The sequence below is a fragment of the Bradyrhizobium diazoefficiens genome (assembly GCF_016612535.1).
Taxonomy (GTDB): Bacteria; Pseudomonadota; Alphaproteobacteria; order Rhizobiales; family Xanthobacteraceae; genus Bradyrhizobium; species Bradyrhizobium diazoefficiens_C.
The window spans coordinates 2,284,513-2,301,321 of record NZ_JAENXS010000001.1; the positions used below are offsets into that span (position 1 = coordinate 2,284,513).

The window sequence follows — 16,809 nt, forward strand, 5'->3', positions numbered from 1 at the left end:
GCGCGCGTGTACTGAGCGAACAGCGAAAGCCTTATCGAAATGGTTGAATTCGCACTTCCGAAGAACTCCAAGATCACCGGTGGCAAGACCTGGCCGAAGCCCGCGGGGGCGACAGACGTTCGCGAATTCCGCGTCTATCGCTGGAATCCGGACGACGGCAAGAATCCGAGCGTCGACACCTACTACGTCGACACCCATGATTGCGGTCCGATGGTGCTGGATGGCCTGATCTGGATCAAGAACCACATCGACCCGTCGCTGACCTTCCGCCGCTCCTGTCGCGAAGGTGTCTGCGGCTCCTGCGCCATGAACATCGACGGCCAGAATACGCTCGCCTGCACCCGCTCGATGCACGACGTGAAGGACGGCGCGGTCAAGATCAATCCGCTGCCGCACCAACCGGTGGTGAAGGATCTCGTCCCTGATCTGACCAATTTCTACGCGCAGTACGCCTCGATCGAGCCGTGGCTGAAGACGACATCGCCGACGCCGCAGAAGGAATGGCGCCAGAGCCACGAGGACCGCGAGAAGCTCGACGGCCTTTATGAGTGCATCCTGTGCGCCTGCTGCTCGACCTCGTGCCCGAGCTACTGGTGGAACAGCGACCGCTATCTCGGCCCCGCCGCATTGCTCCAGGCCAACCGCTGGGTGTCTGATTCGCGCGACGAGGCGACCGGCGAGCGGCTGGACAATCTCGAGGACCCGTTCCGGCTCTATCGCTGCCACACCATCATGAACTGCTCCAAGGCCTGCCCGAAGGGCCTGAACCCGGCCGAAGCCATCGCCGAGCTGAAGCTCAAGATGGTCGAGCGCCAGATCTAGGCGTATTCATGCTGCGATTCGCGGCCGGAATGGCCGGGGCGTTCTACGGCCGGCGCGGGTTTCAGTAAAATTTGCTCCATCCCGTGCTACGCGCGAATCGGCATATTGCAACCTCCGATTACGTTCACAAGTCGCTTTCTTCCCGGCGCGAATTTCAAGTAAGCTTCCGATCGGGGGACCGGAGCGACCGTGCAGGGCGCGCAACGCAATTCGCTGAGACTCTTGCAGTGGATGATGGCTGCATCCCTGGCGCTGCCGATTGCGCTGTTCGCGATCGCCGCCATGATCTCCTACAATTCGACGCTCGACATTGCCGACCGTGAGATCGAGCGTACGCTCGATGTCGCGCATGAGCACGCGCTCAAGGTGTTCGAGACCATCGATCGCAGCCTGGCCGAGCTCAACGAGGTCGTGCGCAACCTTCCCGACGACGTCATTCGGTCACGGGAACCCGCACTGCACCGGCGCCTGAAGCAGCTGACCGATGCGCTGCCGCAACTCAAATCGGCCTGGATCTTCGATGCGAACGGAAACTCGCTGGTCAACAGCCTCGTCTCGCCGCCGCCGGAGCAGAGTTTTGCCGACCGTGATTACTTCTATGCCCATGTCGACCAAAGCATCGGCACCTTCATCGGTGCCTCGCTGACGCCGCGGCCGCCCTATCAGGGCGCGCGTTTCTTCGGCGTCAGCCGTCGCCGCTCTTCCGACGACGGCAGCTTCATCGGCGTCATTCAGGCGTCCGTCCTGCCGGAATATTTCGAGAGCTTTTACGCCAGGATCGGCACCGATCCCGGCAGCTTCTTCGCGATCGGACGCACCGACGGCGTGCTGCTGGCGCAATTCCCGCGGCTCGACCGCGACTTCCGGCTCGACCCCAACGGTCCGGTCGGCCGGACCATCGCAATCCATCCCGATAATGGGCTCATGACCGTCGCCTGGCCGTCGGACGGCCTAGAGCGGCGCATCGGCTATCGGCGCGTCGCCGAATATCCGATCTATGTCAGCGCGGGGCTGGAGACCTCCGCGATCCGCGCGCGCTGGCTCGCGACGATGAGCCAGCATCTGGTGTTCGGCGTGCCCGCCACCGCGCTGCTGTTCATGCTGCTGGCCTTCGCCTACCGGCGCACCCAGAATCTCCTGACCGAGGCCGCAAAGCGGCGCGAAGCCGAGGAGGCGCTCAAGCACAGCCAGCGGCTGGAGGCGCTGGGCCAGCTCACCGGCGGCGTCGCGCATGACTTCAACAACCTCCTGACCGTGATCCGCGCCTCCGTCGACCTCCTGAACCGGCCGCAACTGAGCGAGGAGCGGCGGCAGCGCTACATCACGGCGATTGCGGAGGCGGTCACACGCGCGGCCAAGCTGACCTCGCAACTGCTGGCTTTTGCCCGGCGCCAGACTTTGAAGCCCGAGGTGTTCGACGTCGGCGATCGTATGCAGCCCCTGCGCGACATGCTCGCCACACTGCTCGGACCGGCGATCGAAATCGTCATGCAGCTGCCGACCGAGCCCTGCCTCGTCAACGCCGACGCCGGCCAGTTCGAGACCGCGCTGATCAACATGGCAACCAATGCGCGCGACGCCATGCAGGGCAAGGGCCGGATCGTCTTCACGGTCAATGCGGCGACGACCGTTCCCGACACGCTGGCCCATCTCGCAGGCAGCCCGATCTCGAAAAATCTCGGTTTCGTCTGCGTCACCGTGAGCGACACCGGGGTCGGCATTCCCGCCACACGATTGGGCCGCATCTTCGAGCCCTTCTTCACCACCAAAGAGGTCGGCCAGGGTACCGGCCTCGGCCTCTCGCAGGTGTTCGGCTTCGCCCGGCAGTCCGGCGGGGAGGTGACGGTGGCGAGCGAGGTCGGCCAGGGCAGTACCTTCTCGCTCTATCTGCCGCGCGTGCCGGCTGATCTCCTGCCCCGGAGCCAGGCGCCGACCACGGCCCCGGCGGTAGCCGGCAGCGGCATGTCGGTGCTGATGGTCGAGGACAATATCGAGCTCGGCAATTTCGCCGCCGACGGGCTCACCGAGCTCGGCTACAGCATCACACTGGTTGACAACGCCACCGACGCGCTCGCCGAGCTGGTCGGCGACGCCGACCGTTTCGACGTCGTGTTCACGGACGTGGTGATGCCGGGGATGACCGGCCTCGATCTGGCGCAGGCAATCCGCGATCGCTGCATCGGCGTGCCGGTCGTGCTCACCACGGGCTACAGCGAGGCGCTGTCGCAGGACGGTGTCATTGGCCTCGATCTCGTGCAAAAGCCATACGCGATCGACGAGCTGTCGCGCGTGCTGCATCGGGCCACGCGGTTGCGACGCGTGCGCGACGGCGCCGCCGAATGAAGGGACAGCGGCGCCGGCGGCGTTGTTGGAGTCCCCGGCAAAACCGGCTATGCATGCGCCGCTTGCAACGAGGACCGCCTGCTTGACGCCCGACAACGCCCTTTCGTCCGCGCCGTTCGGCACGTTTGCGCCGAATGCAGCGCAGGCCGCGATCATCCGCCTCGCCCAAGGGTCGGGGCTGAAGCGCGGCGCGTTCCGGCCGTGGATGTCGCGGCTGGTCAACCTGCTGCGCGGCGGCCCGGTCGACGTGCAGTACCAGGGCGCCTCGTTCCGCTTCTATCATCAGGGCAGCGCCACCGAGCGCGGCGCGCTGTTCAACCCCGACTACAATCTCGACGAGCTCGATTTCCTGCGCCAGCACACGCCGGCCGGCGGCACCTTCGTCGATGTCGGCGCCAATGTTGGCACCTTTGCGCTGGTGATGGCGCGGCATGTCGGGGCCGCCGGCAAGGTGGTCGCGATCGAGCCGCACCCACTGACGTTTGGACGGCTCGCGTTCAACCATGCCGCATCGAAAGCCGTGCAGGTGCGCCTGGTGCAGGCCGCCGCGGGTGACCGCGACGGCGAGCTGATGATCGAGAGCGGCGGTGGCAATCTCGGCGCCACGCACGTCGTCACCGGCGCGGCCAGCGCCGAGGCGATCAAGGTGCCGTCGTTGCGGCTGACGCGCATTCTCGACGAGGCCGGCGTCGGCCAAGTCGATTCGCTCAAGATCGACGTCGAGGGTTTCGAGGACCGGGTGCTGATCGGCTTCTTCCGCGACGCGCCGCCATCGCTGTGGCCGCGCGCGGTCGTGATCGAGCATCTGTCACAAAGCGAATGGCAGCAAGATTGTATCGCCGACATGGTCGCACGCGGCTTTACGATCGCACGCAAGACGCGGAGCAATACGTTCCTGTCACGCTGAGCACGAACCACATCGAGGCCGTCTGTCACGCGCCAGAATAGAACGAGGCGATGCGGAACATCGGCGCGGCGTCGTCGTTGTCGTTCTTCCGACAACTGACCTCGATGATGCCGATGCCGATCGAACCGCCCGAGATACCGCCGTCGACACCCGGCACGCCCACCGAGCCGCCGCCCGGCATTCCGCCGGGCAATCCGCAGCCTGAAATCACGCCGCCGGTGCGCGAGCCCGGCGAATCACCGCGGCCCGATGAATTGCCGGGCCGCATGCCGGAAGAGATTCCACCGCGCGGACCGAACGGACCGCCCACGCCGAATCCCGCGACGGATGCCAATTCGTCGCTGGGATCACATATGAGGCAAACGATCACAGGTGAGGCGATTGCAACCAGCGTCTGAATGCGCAATGAACGTCGCCAGAGTGACGTGATTTGCGTGCAGAAATAAATCGGGCCACGACCGCTTCGCCCGCCACAATGCGGCCCAACGCGTAGCTGTTCATTCCAGCACTTCGTCAATCCAAAACTTCGTCAAAGAACCTTCCGGGGAAGTTGAACCACATGACCAACCTTCGTTTCGTGCTGCTTGCCACGACGGCTCTGACCGCAATGCAATTTGCAAGCTCCGCATCGCATGCGCAAAGCGCGCCGCCGTTGGTGATCGCGCAGGCTCAGAAAGAAGAGACGGGCCCTGACGGAAAGCCGAAGCAGCCTCCGAAGGAAGCGCCAAAGGGACCACCCGCCGCGCGTCCGGCGGCGCCGCCGCCGCCCGTGGCTCCTGCACGCCCGACCGCACCGCCACCGACGGCCGCTCCGCCACATCCGCCTGCCGCGCCGCCGCCGGCTGCGGCACCTTCACGTCCGACACCGCCGCCTCCGCCGCCCGCGACGCATCAGACACCTCCGCCGCCACCTGCTGCGCCGAAGGCGCCGACGCCGCCTCCTGTGGCGGCCCCGCAGCAGCATGCGCCGACACCGCCGCCGCCCGCGGCCCCGGCACATCCGGCCACACCGGCACATCCGGCCACCACGCCGCCGTCGGCGGCCCCAGCGGCACGGCCTGCGCCCACCGCAACGCCAGCCCCGACGGCAACGCCTGCTCCGACGCCCGCCGCACCGGCAGCTCGTCCGGCGACGCCTCCTGCCTCGACAACCACACCCGCACCGTCCGCGACACCGGCGCCCGGCTCAACGCGGCCCGGACGTCCCGGCGCTCCGCCGGCTGCAGGATCACCGGCGCCAGGTGCCGCCCCGACCCCGACGGCAACGCCGGCGCCGGGCGGCGCGATGACGCCGCCTCCCGGACGTCAGGGTGGAACGTCGCCTGCCGGCGCGCCGGCGGCCGCCGGAACATCTCCTGCAGGCGCACCGCCTGCATCGCCGCAGGCTGGCGTCCCGGCCCGACCCGCGCCGCCCGCCGGCGCCGTCGCGCCGTCTGTCGTTCCTGGCTCGGCAGCGGCCACGCCACCGCCCAACAAGGCGCAATACACTCCGCCGACCGTCACTCCGGCCTTCCGCGCCGCGCCGACAGTCGCAGCGCCGCTGCCGCCTCCGCCGCGCCCGCAACAGCGTGACCTGACGCCGCTTGCGATCGGTGCGGGCGTGGTGGCCGGCGCCGTGATCGGTGCCACCATCGCCGACTACCGCAACCAGCGGCACGAAGTCGTCGAAGGCGGCCGCACCATCTACACCGAGCCGGATCGCATCATCATCCGCGACCCCGGCGGGCAGGAATATGTCCGCGGCAACGATCTCTATCGCTTCCGCTACGGCGCCCGCGACATCCGTACCGAGACCGTCGGCGGCGAGACCCGCACCGTCGTGATCCGTCCCGACGGCAGCCAGGTGATCACCGTGGTCGGTCCGGACGGTTCGCTGCTGTGGCGAATCCGCAGGGACCCCCGCGGGCAGGAGCTCGTGATCATCGACAACAGCTATCGCGATCCGCGCGCGGTCGGCGGCTTCTATGTCGACGTTCCGCCGCCGGTGGTCAACATTCCCTACGATCGCTACATCGTCGACTCCGCGGAGGCGTCGCCGGACGTGATCTACGAGACCATGGAGGCACCGCCGGTCCAGCGGATCGAACGGCGCTACTCGCTCGACGAGATCCGCTACTCGCCGAACGTCCGCATGGCGATGCCGAGCATCGACGTCAATACCATCAACTTCGAGACGGGATCGTGGGTCATCCCGCCGGACCAGGCGGCGCGGCTGCAAACGATCGCCGACGGCCTCAACCGTGCGATCCAGCGCAACCCGCGCGAGGTGTTCCTGATCGAAGGGCACACCGACGCGGTCGGCAACGACGTCGACAATCTGTCGCTGTCGGACCGCCGTGCGCAGTCCGCAGCCGAACTGCTGACCCAGCAGTTCGGCGTGCCTGCCGAGAACCTGACGTCACAGGGCTACGGCAAGCAGTACCTGAAGGAGCAGACGGACGGCCCGAGCCGCATCAACCGGCGCGTCACCGTTCGCCGCATCACGCCGTTGCTCAACGGCGGCCAGGCCTCGCTGCCGCCGCCCCCGCCCGGCACCACGCCGCCGCGGTAAGCGCAACATACAAATGTAAAATGGCCGGGAGCGATCCTGGCCATTTTGTTTCTCTTGTAGGGTGGGTTAGCGCAGCGTAACCCACCCTACGATCTCAGCCCTTGTCGCTCTCCAGCCGGAAGATCTGGGAGCCTTCGCTGCCCGAGAGCAGGCCGGCGTCGGTGTAGAGCTTCAGCTTGGTGCGCGTGTCGGCGATGTCGAGATTGCGCATGGTCAGCTGGCCGATGCGGTGCTCCGGCGTGAACGGCGCATCCTCGACCTTCTCCATGCTGAGCCGCTCCGGCGCATAGGTGAGATTGGGGCTTTCGGTGTTGAGGATCGAATAGTCGTTGCCGCGGCGCAGCTCGAGCGTGACCTCGCCGGTGACGGCGCGCGCGACCCAGCGCTGCGCGGTCTCGCGCAGCATCAGGGCCTGCGAGTCGAACCAGCGGCCCTGGTAGAGCAGGCGGCCGAGGCGCATGCCGCTGATGCGGTACTGCTCGATCGTGTCCTCGTTGTGGATGCCGGTGACGAGACGCTCATAGGCAATGTGCAACAGCGCCATGCCGGGTGCCTCGTAGATGCCGCGGCTCTTGGCTTCGATGATGCGGTTCTCGATCTGGTCGCTCATGCCGAGGCCGTGACGGCCGCCGACGACATTGGCCTCGAGGAACAGCGCGACGGGATCGCTGAAGGTCTGGCCATTGAGTGCAACCGGCTGGCCTTCCTCGAACCGCACCACGACCTTCTCGGCCTTGACGTTGCAGTCATCACGCCAGAACGGCACGCCCATGATCGGGTTGACGATCTTGATGCCGCTGTCGAGGCTTTCGAGATCTTTCGCCTCGTGCGTGGCGCCGAGCAGATTGCTGTCGGTCGAATACGCCTTCTCGGCACTCATCTTGTAGGCGAAGCCCTGCGCGGTCATGAACGCCGACATTTCGGCGCGGCCGCCGAGCTCGTCGATGAACTGCTGGTCGAGCCAGGGCTTGTAGATACGCAGGCTCGGATTGGTCAGCAGGCCGTAGCGGTAAAAGCGCTCGATGTCGTTGCCCTTGAAGGTCGAACCGTCGCCCCAGATGTTGACGCCGTCCTCCTTCATCGCGGCAACCAGCATCGTGCCGGTGACCGCGCGCCCGAGCGGCGTGGTGTTGAAATAGGTGATGCCGCCGGTCGAGATGTGGAAAGCGCCGGACTGGATCGCGGCGATGCCTTCGTGCACGAGCTGCGTGCGGCAATCGACCAGCAGCGCCTTCTCCGCACCAAAGTCCATCGCCTTGCGCGGGATCTCGTTGTAGTCGGCCTCATCCGGCTGGCCGAGATTGGCGGTATAGGCGTAGCAGCGCGCGCCCTTCTGCTTCATCCAAAGCAGCGCCGCGCTGGTGTCGAGGCCGCCCGAAAAAGCGATGCCGACTTTTTCACCCTTGGGCAGGCTTTTCAGGATCGTGGTCATGGCGCGTCCAATCGGGTCTCAGGGGGCTGATGGCAAGGGGCTGATCGCTAGTGGTTTGACCGCGCGAATATCAAATTTCGCGGGGCTCGGCACGCATTTAATGGCTCAAAGCGACGGTGCGGGACCGGTCTTGCCACCGAACAGGCGCTTGCGGAGCCGGTAAGCCGGCATGTTCAGCCGGGTCAGCGCGGCATCGACCGCCGCGTCCGAGAACCGGGTCCGCGACCAGCGGTAGATCAACGCGTAAGCGAACCAGATCACGACGAAGGTGACGAGGCCGGCGGTCGCGACATCGGTGAAGAAGTGCCCGCCAAAGGCCATGCGGAGCCCGCTGGTCACGGCGCCGAACACGACAGCCGCAGTATAGGCGAGCGGCCGCCACGCCGGTGGCGCCAGCGCAGCCGGCGCCAGCGTCCAGAACGCCGTCGCCCCTTCGCCAGAGAAGAACGAGCAATTGCGCTCGCAATCGCCGCGCGGATCCCACCACGCCACGAACTGCTGATCGCCGGCAAACTCGGTCACCACCACCGGCCGCGGCCGGCCCCAATAGGTCTTGAAGGTGAGATTGGTGAGAATGCCGGCCGACAGGATGATCGTCACGAGCAGGAAAACGATCGCGCGGCCCGACATCATCAAGGGACGGTCTGGCCGCACCATCTTGACCACGAGTGCGACAAGCGACGGCAGCACGAACGCCCAAGAGACCCACATCGCAGCGTCACGCACGACGCCGGCCCACTCGTTCAGCTTGATCGGAAACGTCTTGGTCTGGGGATCGAAGAACAGCGCGGCGAGTTTGAGATCGAGCTCGGGATAGAGGCCGAAAACGACGCCGATCACGAGCCACAGCGCCAGGGCGATGAAGAGTCCGGTACGGTTCATGGCGCGCGGTTTAGCGGAGTGAGGCCGGGATGAAAACCCCGGAATCGGCGCGCCTCAACGCGCATCCGGCCTCGAGCTCAACGGCAGCGGCGGAGGTGGTTGGCGCGGAGGTTGCGGGTTACGCCAGGCGCCGGCGTTGCGGCCGGCAATCAACCAATAAACGACGCCGGCAACGATGCCCGCGCCGGTCATGATTTCGAGGTGGCGCCGCACGATGCCTTCGAATTGCAGCGTGTCGGAGTGGAAGGGAACAAGGCCGAGATAGCAGGCGAGCCCAACGAGGCCGCCACCGACGGCATAAGCAAGCGCGCTACGGATATAGAGCGCCTCCGTGATCGCGACGATCACAGCTGCCGGCACCAGCGCAAAACCCGAGACGAAGATGAAGCCGAAGCCGAGCAGGATATCGATCGTGCCCTGATCGACGGGACCGGCGCCGAGATCGGAAAATTCCGGAAACAGCAGGGCGCCGACGACGATCATGCCGCCGACGAAACAGGCGGCGAGAAAACCGATGAAGATGACGATGAGGCGGCCGATCAGGGACATGCTAGTCTCGTAGCGATGCCACTGATCGCGCCCCGGAACCCCATTCGCCGGCGCGGTTGCCGGCAAGTTTCCAGAACACGTAACCCGCGGCCGCACCCGCAATGGTGACGATCAACAACTCGCTGACAGTTAGCACCTGACAAAATGATCTCGCTTGAACAAGATCGTATCGCGTACACAGGATATCAAATGTCATCGCCCCGGCACCGGCCGCAAAGATGTAAAACCAGATGCGACGAATTTTGAACGTCTCCGTCAACGGCAATATCACCAGAGCGGGCATCAACGCGATCAGACAGAGGGCCAGAGTACCAAAGGTAGCTGTCAACCCGTAAATTGCAGGTGGACTCCAGAAGTCCGTCTGGAAGTAATAGCCGAAATTGCTGAAATCGGTGAGAACCTTGCCCGCCAACAAGATATGCACGGCGACGAAGTTGGCTGCGATAAACGCCGCCAGAATAGTCGCCGCTCGTCGGAGCTGCGCCATGACGAATTCCCTCAGTCCGTCATCGCCATGGCGCGCAGCGCCTGGCGTTCGCGGGCCGAGAGCTTTTCCGTCTCCGACTTGAGCTGGCCGCAGGCGGCGAGAATGTCGCGGCCACGCGGGGTGCGCACCGGCGAGGAATAGCCGGCGTTGAAGATGTATTCGGAGAATTTCTCGATCTGGTCCCAGTCCGAGCATTCATAGGCCGTGCCGGGCCAGGGATTGAACGGGATCAGATTGATCTTGGCGTGAATGCCCTTGAGCATCTTCACCAGCAGTTTCGCATCATCGAGCGAATCGTTGACGCCCTTGAGCATCACATATTCGAAGGTGATGCGGCGCGCATTGGAGGCGCCGGGATAGTCGCGACAGGCCTGCAGCAGCTCCTTGATCGGATATTTGCGGTTGAGCGGCACCAGCTCGTTGCGCAACTCGTCGCGCACGGCATGCAGCGAGATCGCGAGCATGACGCCGATCTCGTCGCCGGCGCGCACGATGTTCGGGACCACGCCGGAGGTCGACAGCGTGATGCGGCGGCGGGAGATGCCGATGCCTTCATTGTCGCCGACGATCAGCAGTGCATCGCGCACCGCGTCGAAATTGTAGAGCGGCTCGCCCATGCCCATCATCACGACGTTGGTGACGCGGCGCGTGCCGTCCTCGCGATCGGCCCAGTCATTGAGGCGATCGCGCGCGACCATGATCTGACCAACGATCTCGCCCGCGGTGAGATTGCGCACCAGGCGCTGCGTGCCGGTGTGGCAGAACGAGCAGTTCAGCGTGCAGCCGACCTGCGAGGAGACGCAGAGCGTGCCGCGATCGGTTTCGGGAATGTAGACGCACTCGACCTCATGGGCACGCTCGACATTGTCGCCGCTCGGCAGCCGCAGCAGCCATTTGCGGGTGCCGTCATTGGAGATCTGCTCGGCCACCACTTCGGGCCGGTCGACGGTGAAATGCTGCGCTAGCTCGGCGCGAATGCCCTTCGAGACCGAGGTCATCTCCTCGAAGTTTTGGGCACCACGGAAATACATCCAGTGCCACAGCTGCTGCACGCGCATCTTGCGCTGCGCGGGCGCCACGCCGATTTCGCCGAGGCGATCGGCAATCTCGCTGCGCGACAGGCCGATCAGCGATGGTTTTGCCGGCGGCACATAGGTTTCAAGTGGCGTCTTCTCCACCAGGATCGCGTCGCGCGGCTCGGTCGTCGGTTGCATAAAATGGACCTAAGGTCAGTGCTGTCTAAACTCGTCATGCCCGAGCTTGACCCGGGCATCCACGTCTTTCGTCAATCGTGGAGGCGCGTGGATGGCCGGGTCAAGCCCGGCCATGACGACCTAAATTGTGGAACCACCCCTATATAGCAACCGGAACCTCCGATTGCGACCGTGACACCGCCCGCAGCCTTAACGTCGGCAGTCTTGCGAAATCCGGTCCAGCGCCTGGGCAAGGCCCTTCAGCGAAAACGTGTCGGTTGTCTCCGTCCCCTTGGCTGAAACGCCCTTGACCACGAGATCGGCGGATTTACGCATGGCTTCGACCATTCGCTCCTCCTCGGCTGCATTCTTGATCCAGAGGCCGTCGCCCTGCGTGTACATTGCGTAAGCAGCGCCGCCGACCTCGACCGAGGATTCCGAGCCCGGCTTCAGCGCGTAACCGATCATGACGGAGACTTCGTTGTTTACCTTCTCGGCCGGGCGGGTCGAGACGAAGGCATAGGCGGGATCGCGTGGGCGGTTCGGCGGATTGGTCTTCGACGACGACGGCTTGGCCAGTGCAAAGCAGACCTTCTTGCCGTTGGGCGTCGCCGAATAGGCGCCCCAGGTGCCGAACTGGCCGATCAGCGTCGGCTCCGCGCCGCCCGCAACCGTCGCGGGAGGGGCGACCGGTTTGCTCTCAGACTTGGCTGCCGTCTTGGCCGCAGGTTTGGCGGCAGGTTTGGCCGGAGCTTTCGGCGCCGGTTGCGCCCGCGCGGATTCAGTGAGTCCCCACGCCGTCATGCCAATCATCAAAGCCAAAAAGAGCGCCCGCCACATGCTGCAGTGGTTCCCTCAATATTGTGACTGGAAGATGGCCCGGCCGCGATTTGTCTCCGCGCAGGGATAGCCGGGAAAGTTCAATTTGGGAAGGCAGTTAGCGAGACGACAGGGCTGGCGCTTGAAGGCTAGCTCTTGAAGGCTAGCTCTTGGTGCGAGCCGCACGCTGCTCGGCCCATTGCGCGTCAGTCCATCGCAACAGGTCCTCGGCGCCGGAACTGCGCAAATGGGCACCGCCGTCGATCACCACCATCTCGCCATTGATGTAGCCGGCGCGGTCCGAGACCAGGAAGCTGGCGAGGTCGGCGAGCTCGCTATGCTCGCCGGTGCGTCCCATTGGGTTGCGCGCGGTCCAGCCTTCATCGCGACCCTCGGGGCGAAGTTGCCCCGATGCACCGGCGGTCGGGAACGGTCCCGGCGCGATTGCGACAGTGCGGATGCCTTTCGGGCCCCATTCCACCGCGAGGCTCTTGGTCATCGCCAGCACCGCCGATTTCGCCATTGCGGACGGAACGGTGAAGGCGCGGCCAGTGATGGTCGAAGTCGAGAGGATCGAGAGCACGACGCCGTTGTGCTTGCCCTCGATCCAGCGCCGGCCGGCGGCGAGCGTGCAGTACATCGTGCCATGCAGTGTCGGCGCCAGAATCGCATCCGCGGCACGGAAGGAGAGGTGCTCGCTCTGCGCGATGAAGGTGGCGGCAGCGTTGTTGACGAGGATGTCGAGTGGCGCTTCGCGCCAGATCGCGTCCATCATGTCATCGACGGCAGCGCCATCACGAATGTCGCACGCAATCGTCGTGACCTTGCCGCCGGTCGCTTTGCGCATCTCGACCGCAGTTGCGTCCAGCCGGTCAAGCTTGCGGCCGCAGATCACGAGCTCCGCGCCGAGCGCGAGGAAGCGGCGCCCCATCGCGGCACCGAGGCCCGAGCCGCCGCCGGTGACGAGGATGCGCTTGTCCTTGAGCAAACCTGTTTCAAACATCGTTTGAATCCTCCGTTTTTCTTCTTCTTTCGTCATTGCGAGCGAAACGACGCAATACAGAGTCCGTCCTACGGAAATAGTGTGTTGCTTCGCTGCGCTCGCAATAACGCGAGGATAGGCCGGCGCGCCGCTTTCGACAAAGAATCCGGATTGTCGGGCCGCGTTAAATCCGGCAGAAACGGGCAAACTATAATTCAACCTCGAAACGCCGTTAGTTCTCAAGAAGGTGCCGCCATGAAAGCCATCCTCTGCTCGCAATATTGCCAGCCCGACGATCTCGTGCTTGCCGATGTACCGGATCCGGTGGCAGGTCCCGGCGAAGCCGTGATTGCGATCAAGGCGGCGGCGCTGAACTTCTTCGACATCTTGATGATTCAGGGCAAGTACCAGGTCAAACCGCCGTTCCCGTTCTCGCCGGCCGCCGAAGTTGCGGGTGTGATCGAGAGCATCGGTCCCGGCGTGACTGACGTGAAAGTCGGCGATCGTGTCGTCGCTTCTTGCGGCCACAATGGCGCGCGCGAAAAGATCGCGCTGCCGGCGGCATCGATCGTGAAGATTCCCGACAATCTCGATTATGACCGCGCGGCCGGCATCATCATCATCTACGGCACGGCGCTGCACGCGCTGGAAGATCGCGCCAGCCCGAAGCCGGGTGAGACGCTCGCGGTGCTGGGTGCTGCCGGCGGCACGGGTCTAGCGGCCTGCGAGCTCGGCAAGCTGATGGGGCTGAAGGTGATTGCCTGCGCGTCGTCGGACGAGAAGCTCGAATTCGCGAAAGCGCATGGCGCCGAACTGACGCTGAACTACGGCAAGGAAGATCTGAAGGAAGGCCTGCGCAAACTCACCGGCGGCAAGGGCGTCGACATCATCTTCGATCCGGTTGGCGGCACCTATGCCGAGCAGGCGCTGCGATCAATCGCCTGGGAGGGCCGCTTCCTCGTGATCGGCTTCGCCGCCGGCGACATTCCGAAGATGCCGCTGAACCTTGCACTGCTGAAGGGCTGCGACATCCGCGGCGTGTTCTGGGGCGCGTGGACCCGGCTCAATCCGGCCAAGAACCGCGCCAATCTCGAGAAGCTCGTGAAGTGGACGGCGGAAGGAAAAATCTCCTCGCATGTCGACCGCACCTTCCCGCTGGCGCAGACCGCCGACGCACTGAAGGTACTCGCGGGACGCCAGGCCATGGGCAAGGTGATCCTGCATCCGTGAAGTGATGGGGTGACGGCGCGCACGCCCGCCACACACTCAACTGTCGTCACCCGGCTCGACCAGGCGATCCAGTACTCCGTGACGTCAGTGATTGAACCGAGAAGCCGCGGCGTACTGGATTCCCCGCCTTCGCGGGGAATGACAGCGGTGGATGTGGCGACGATGTGCTGCCAGCACGTCTACTGCGCCGTCGCCGCCTCATCCACGCCGCGCTTCAGCGCGGCGCGGGCGGCTTCGCGGTGCTCGGTGGTGATGTGGCTCGCAACCATGCGAAGGGCGGTGGCAAGCACGGCGGCATCATCGGTGAAGCCGAGCACCGGCATCACGTCGGGGATGAAATCGAACGGCAGGATGAAATAGGCGATCGCACCCAACAGCGACGCCTGGACATGGCGCGGGGTCTGGCGGTCGAACGCGCAGTAATAGGCGGCGAGCAGATCCTCCGCGAACGGCAAACGTGCTGCGACACGCTTCAGCTTGCGCCAGAAACGGCGGCGCACGCTTTCACGATCTTCCGCGAGCCGATCGGCTGGCTCGAAGCCGACGCTGTGTTCGGCAGCCATCTTTGAAAACTCCCATTCAGCCGGACGCGGCGGATGGCCGCATCAAGTGCTGGCCACAACATGGGGATGCCACAGGTCGCTGCAAGATGTCAGGCCGGCGTCAGCTTTGCGATGGCATTCATCGCCGCGGCGAGCTCGATATCGAGCCCAGTGACGCCGCCGGAATCATGGGTCGACAACACCACCTCGACCGTCTTGTAGACGTTGCGCCATTCGGGGTGGTGATCCATCTTTTCGGCGACCAGCGCCGCCCGGGTCATGAAGCCGAAGGCCTCGTTGAAATCCTTGAAGACAAAGGTTTTCCTGATGGCGTCGCGCCCCTGGGTTTCGGTCCAGCCCGGGATACCGCCCAGCGCCTGCTTGCGTGAATCCGCCGATAGAAGCTCTGCCATGATGGCCTCCGTTTTCAGGGGAACTTTACCCTAACACCGTGCTTCCGCCCGGGTTCATACGGGATTTCGTCGATCCGCTAACCATGACGGAGATGTAACCCGTGCGGCGCAAGAAATTTGCTACAGTTGCGGGTGTAGATCGCCGGCCAAGATGAAACTGAGCCTGAAGCGCCTGTTTGGGAGATCGATGACCGGGGGATTGGACCTGGCCGAAGCGCCCTCTCCGCCTTCGCCGCGATCCGCGGCGCGGAAGACGGCGCTCGTATCTCTGGCGCTGGTGCTCGCAATCATCGGCGCGCTGGCTGGCGGCTATTATTTCGCGATGCGACCGGTGACGCTGAAGGTCGCGGTCGGCCCCGCCAACAGCGACGACGTCAAAGTGGTGCAGGCGCTGACGCAGGCCTTCGCGCAGAGCAAAGGCTTTGTGCGGCTGCGCCCGATCCAGACCGACGGCGCCACTGCCAGCGCGAATCTGCTCGCCGAGGGCAAGGCTGATCTCGCCATTGTGCGAGGCGACCTCGACGTGCCCAAGAACGCACAGGCCGTCGCGACACTGCGCAAGAACGTTGTCGTGCTGTGGTCGGTGCCCGGCAAGGGCAAGAAGAAGGGCGCGAAGATCACCAAGATCGCGCAGCTCGCCGGCCACCGTGTCGGCGTGGTGGGCAAGACGCAGGCCAACGTCAATCTGCTCAAGGTGATCCTGCAGCAATACGGCGTCGATCCCGCCAAGGTCGAGATCGTGCAATTCCCGGCCAACGAAGCGGCTGAAGCGATCAAGGCACAGAAGGCCGACGTCTATCTCGCGGCCGGCCCCGTCAACAGCAAGATCACGTCGGACGCGATTGCCGCCTCCGCCAAGGACGGCGGCGCGCTGACCTTCCTCGCGATCGATTCGGCGGACGCGATCGCGCAGAACCATCCGGTCTATGAATCGGCCGACATTCCGGCCGGCACTTACGGCGGCTCGCCGGATCGTCCTGACGACGAGGTCAAGACGATCAGCTTCTCGCATCACGTCGTGGCGCGTAAAGGCCTGTCCGAAACCACGGTTGCAGCCTTCACCCGGCAGCTCTTCGCCGTGCGCCAGCAATTGCTGACCGAGTTCCCGCAGGCGGCGAAGATCGAAACGCCCGATACCGACAAGGACGCGGTGATCCCGGTGCATCCGGGCGCTGCCGCCTTCGTCGACGGCGAGGAGAAGACCTTCCTCGACAAGTACAGCGATTACATCTGGTGGACTCTGATGGCGCTCTCGGCCACGGGCTCGATCGGCGCCTGGTTCGCGGGCTATCTGAAGAAGGACGAGCGCGACAACAACAGCTATCTGCGCGAACGCCTGTTCGACATGCTCGCCGCGGCACGCAAAAGCGAGACGACCGAGGATCTCGATCAGATGCAGGCCGAGGCCGACGAGATCTTGCGCGACACGCTGCGCTGCTTCGATCACGGCGCGATCGAGGAGGGCGCGCTGACCGCCTTCAACATCGTGCTCGACCAGTTCCACGCCGCGGTCGCCGATCGCAAGGCGGTGCTGTTCAGCATGCCGCAGAACCTGCAACGGGCGGGCGCGCAATTCCGGGCCGCCGGCAACGCGTAAGCGCCTGCGCGTAATTGGCGCGTCACATTGTCTCAATATAGCGTCGGTCTTCATCCTGGC

General features: G+C 64.8%; 16 protein-coding genes. 7 read left to right on the forward strand and 9 right to left on the reverse strand.

The features are described 5' to 3' along the window. Nucleotides 1-39: 39 nt before the first annotated feature. From JJE66_RS10765 to JJE66_RS10785, 5 genes are all read left to right on the forward strand, one after another. Complete coding sequence (locus JJE66_RS10765; RefSeq protein ID WP_200514248.1) at nt 40-822, forward strand: succinate dehydrogenase iron-sulfur subunit; 783 nt, start codon at nt 40-42, stop codon at nt 820-822. Nucleotides 823-1,011: 189 nt separating this feature from the next. Next, entirely contained in the window at nt 1,012-3,165 is a 2,154-nt protein-coding gene (locus JJE66_RS10770) for a hybrid sensor histidine kinase/response regulator (RefSeq protein ID WP_200514249.1), read from the forward strand. 82 nt (nt 3,166-3,247) lie between these two features. Continuing rightward, nucleotides 3,248-4,072 (forward strand): FkbM family methyltransferase, encoded by an 825-nt coding sequence (locus tag JJE66_RS10775; RefSeq protein WP_200514250.1) that lies wholly within the window; start codon nt 3,248-3,250, stop codon nt 4,070-4,072. Between the two features lie 113 nt (nt 4,073-4,185). Beyond that, complete coding sequence (locus JJE66_RS37935; protein WP_246756333.1) at nt 4,186-4,470, forward strand: hypothetical protein; 285 nt, start codon at nt 4,186-4,188, stop codon at nt 4,468-4,470. 161 nt (nt 4,471-4,631) lie between these two features. Next, a complete protein-coding gene (locus tag JJE66_RS10785) occupies nt 4,632-6,623 on the forward strand; it encodes an OmpA family protein (protein WP_200514252.1) in 1,992 nt (663 codons plus the stop codon). A gap of 94 nt (nt 6,624-6,717) precedes the next feature. On the opposite strand, the gene argG is transcribed toward JJE66_RS10785, so the two are convergent. From argG to JJE66_RS10820, 7 genes are all read right to left on the reverse strand, one after another. After that, complete coding sequence (gene argG / locus JJE66_RS10790; RefSeq protein WP_200514253.1) at nt 6,718-8,055, reverse strand: argininosuccinate synthase; 1,338 nt, start codon at nt 8,053-8,055, stop codon at nt 6,718-6,720. A gap of 105 nt (nt 8,056-8,160) precedes the next feature. Continuing rightward, nucleotides 8,161-8,937, reverse strand: coding sequence for a phosphatase PAP2 family protein (locus tag JJE66_RS10795; RefSeq protein ID WP_200514254.1), 777 nt, complete (start codon nt 8,935-8,937; stop codon nt 8,161-8,163). 54 nt (nt 8,938-8,991) lie between these two features. After that, the gene (locus tag JJE66_RS10800; RefSeq protein WP_200514255.1) at nt 8,992-9,486 is read right to left on the reverse strand and encodes a hypothetical protein; all 495 of its coding nucleotides are present in this window, start codon (nt 9,484-9,486) and stop codon (nt 8,992-8,994) included. A gap of 1 nt (nt 9,487) precedes the next feature. After that, nucleotides 9,488-9,973, reverse strand: a complete 486-nt coding sequence (locus JJE66_RS10805) for a hypothetical protein (protein WP_200514256.1) — start codon at nt 9,971-9,973, stop codon at nt 9,488-9,490. Between the two features lie 11 nt (nt 9,974-9,984). Beyond that, nucleotides 9,985-11,187 (reverse strand): 23S rRNA (adenine(2503)-C(2))-methyltransferase RlmN, encoded by a 1,203-nt coding sequence (rlmN, locus tag JJE66_RS10810; protein ID WP_200514257.1) that lies wholly within the window; start codon nt 11,185-11,187, stop codon nt 9,985-9,987. 189 nt (nt 11,188-11,376) lie between these two features. Continuing rightward, nucleotides 11,377-12,006 (reverse strand): invasion associated locus B family protein, encoded by a 630-nt coding sequence (locus tag JJE66_RS10815; protein WP_200514258.1) that lies wholly within the window; start codon nt 12,004-12,006, stop codon nt 11,377-11,379. A gap of 142 nt (nt 12,007-12,148) precedes the next feature. Then, complete coding sequence (locus tag JJE66_RS10820) at nt 12,149-12,988, reverse strand: SDR family oxidoreductase (protein WP_200514259.1); 840 nt, start codon at nt 12,986-12,988, stop codon at nt 12,149-12,151. Nucleotides 12,989-13,222: 234 nt separating this feature from the next. On the opposite strand from JJE66_RS10820, the gene JJE66_RS10825 reads away from it, so the two are divergent. Continuing rightward, nucleotides 13,223-14,197, forward strand: a complete 975-nt coding sequence (locus tag JJE66_RS10825) for an NADPH:quinone oxidoreductase family protein (RefSeq protein WP_200514260.1) — start codon at nt 13,223-13,225, stop codon at nt 14,195-14,197. Between the two features lie 179 nt (nt 14,198-14,376). Here JJE66_RS10825 and JJE66_RS10830 read toward each other — a convergent pair whose 3' ends face one another. Together JJE66_RS10830 and JJE66_RS10835 are read right to left on the reverse strand one after the other, a co-directional pair. After that, nucleotides 14,377-14,760, reverse strand: coding sequence for a YkvA family protein (locus JJE66_RS10830; protein ID WP_200514261.1), 384 nt, complete (start codon nt 14,758-14,760; stop codon nt 14,377-14,379). 89 nt (nt 14,761-14,849) lie between these two features. Then, nucleotides 14,850-15,152 (reverse strand): 4a-hydroxytetrahydrobiopterin dehydratase, encoded by a 303-nt coding sequence (locus JJE66_RS10835; protein ID WP_200514262.1) that lies wholly within the window; start codon nt 15,150-15,152, stop codon nt 14,850-14,852. A gap of 151 nt (nt 15,153-15,303) precedes the next feature. On the opposite strand from JJE66_RS10835, the gene JJE66_RS10840 reads away from it, so the two are divergent. Next, nucleotides 15,304-16,749, forward strand: a complete 1,446-nt coding sequence (locus JJE66_RS10840) for a TAXI family TRAP transporter solute-binding subunit (RefSeq protein WP_200514263.1) — start codon at nt 15,304-15,306, stop codon at nt 16,747-16,749. Nucleotides 16,750-16,809 lie beyond the last annotated feature (60 nt).

Bases quoted from the DNA above. Each gene is read 5' to 3' on its own strand.
- JJE66_RS10765 (WP_200514248.1), top strand. From the start codon at position 40: ATGGTTGAATTCGCACTTCCGAAGAACTCCAAGATCACCGGTGGCAAG.
- JJE66_RS37935 (WP_246756333.1), top strand. From the start codon at position 4,186: ATGCCGATCGAACCGCCCGAGATACCGCCGTCGACACCCGGCACGCCC.
- JJE66_RS10785 (WP_200514252.1), top strand. From the start codon at position 4,632: ATGACCAACCTTCGTTTCGTGCTGCTTGCCACGACGGCTCTGACCGCA.
- argG (WP_200514253.1), bottom strand. From the start codon at position 8,055: ATGACCACGATCCTGAAAAGCCTGCCCAAGGGTGAAAAAGTCGGCATC.
- JJE66_RS10795 (WP_200514254.1), bottom strand. From the start codon at position 8,937: ATGAACCGTACCGGACTCTTCATCGCCCTGGCGCTGTGGCTCGTGATC.
- JJE66_RS10800 (WP_200514255.1), bottom strand. From the start codon at position 9,486: ATGTCCCTGATCGGCCGCCTCATCGTCATCTTCATCGGTTTTCTCGCC.
- JJE66_RS10805 (WP_200514256.1), bottom strand. From the start codon at position 9,973: ATGGCGCAGCTCCGACGAGCGGCGACTATTCTGGCGGCGTTTATCGCA.
- rlmN (WP_200514257.1), bottom strand. From the start codon at position 11,187: ATGCAACCGACGACCGAGCCGCGCGACGCGATCCTGGTGGAGAAGACG.
- JJE66_RS10815 (WP_200514258.1), bottom strand. From the start codon at position 12,006: ATGTGGCGGGCGCTCTTTTTGGCTTTGATGATTGGCATGACGGCGTGG.
- JJE66_RS10820 (WP_200514259.1), bottom strand. From the start codon at position 12,988: ATGTTTGAAACAGGTTTGCTCAAGGACAAGCGCATCCTCGTCACCGGC.
- JJE66_RS10825 (WP_200514260.1), top strand. From the start codon at position 13,223: ATGAAAGCCATCCTCTGCTCGCAATATTGCCAGCCCGACGATCTCGTG.
- JJE66_RS10830 (WP_200514261.1), bottom strand. From the start codon at position 14,760: ATGGCTGCCGAACACAGCGTCGGCTTCGAGCCAGCCGATCGGCTCGCG.
- JJE66_RS10835 (WP_200514262.1), bottom strand. From the start codon at position 15,152: ATGGCAGAGCTTCTATCGGCGGATTCACGCAAGCAGGCGCTGGGCGGT.
- JJE66_RS10840 (WP_200514263.1), top strand. From the start codon at position 15,304: ATGAAACTGAGCCTGAAGCGCCTGTTTGGGAGATCGATGACCGGGGGA.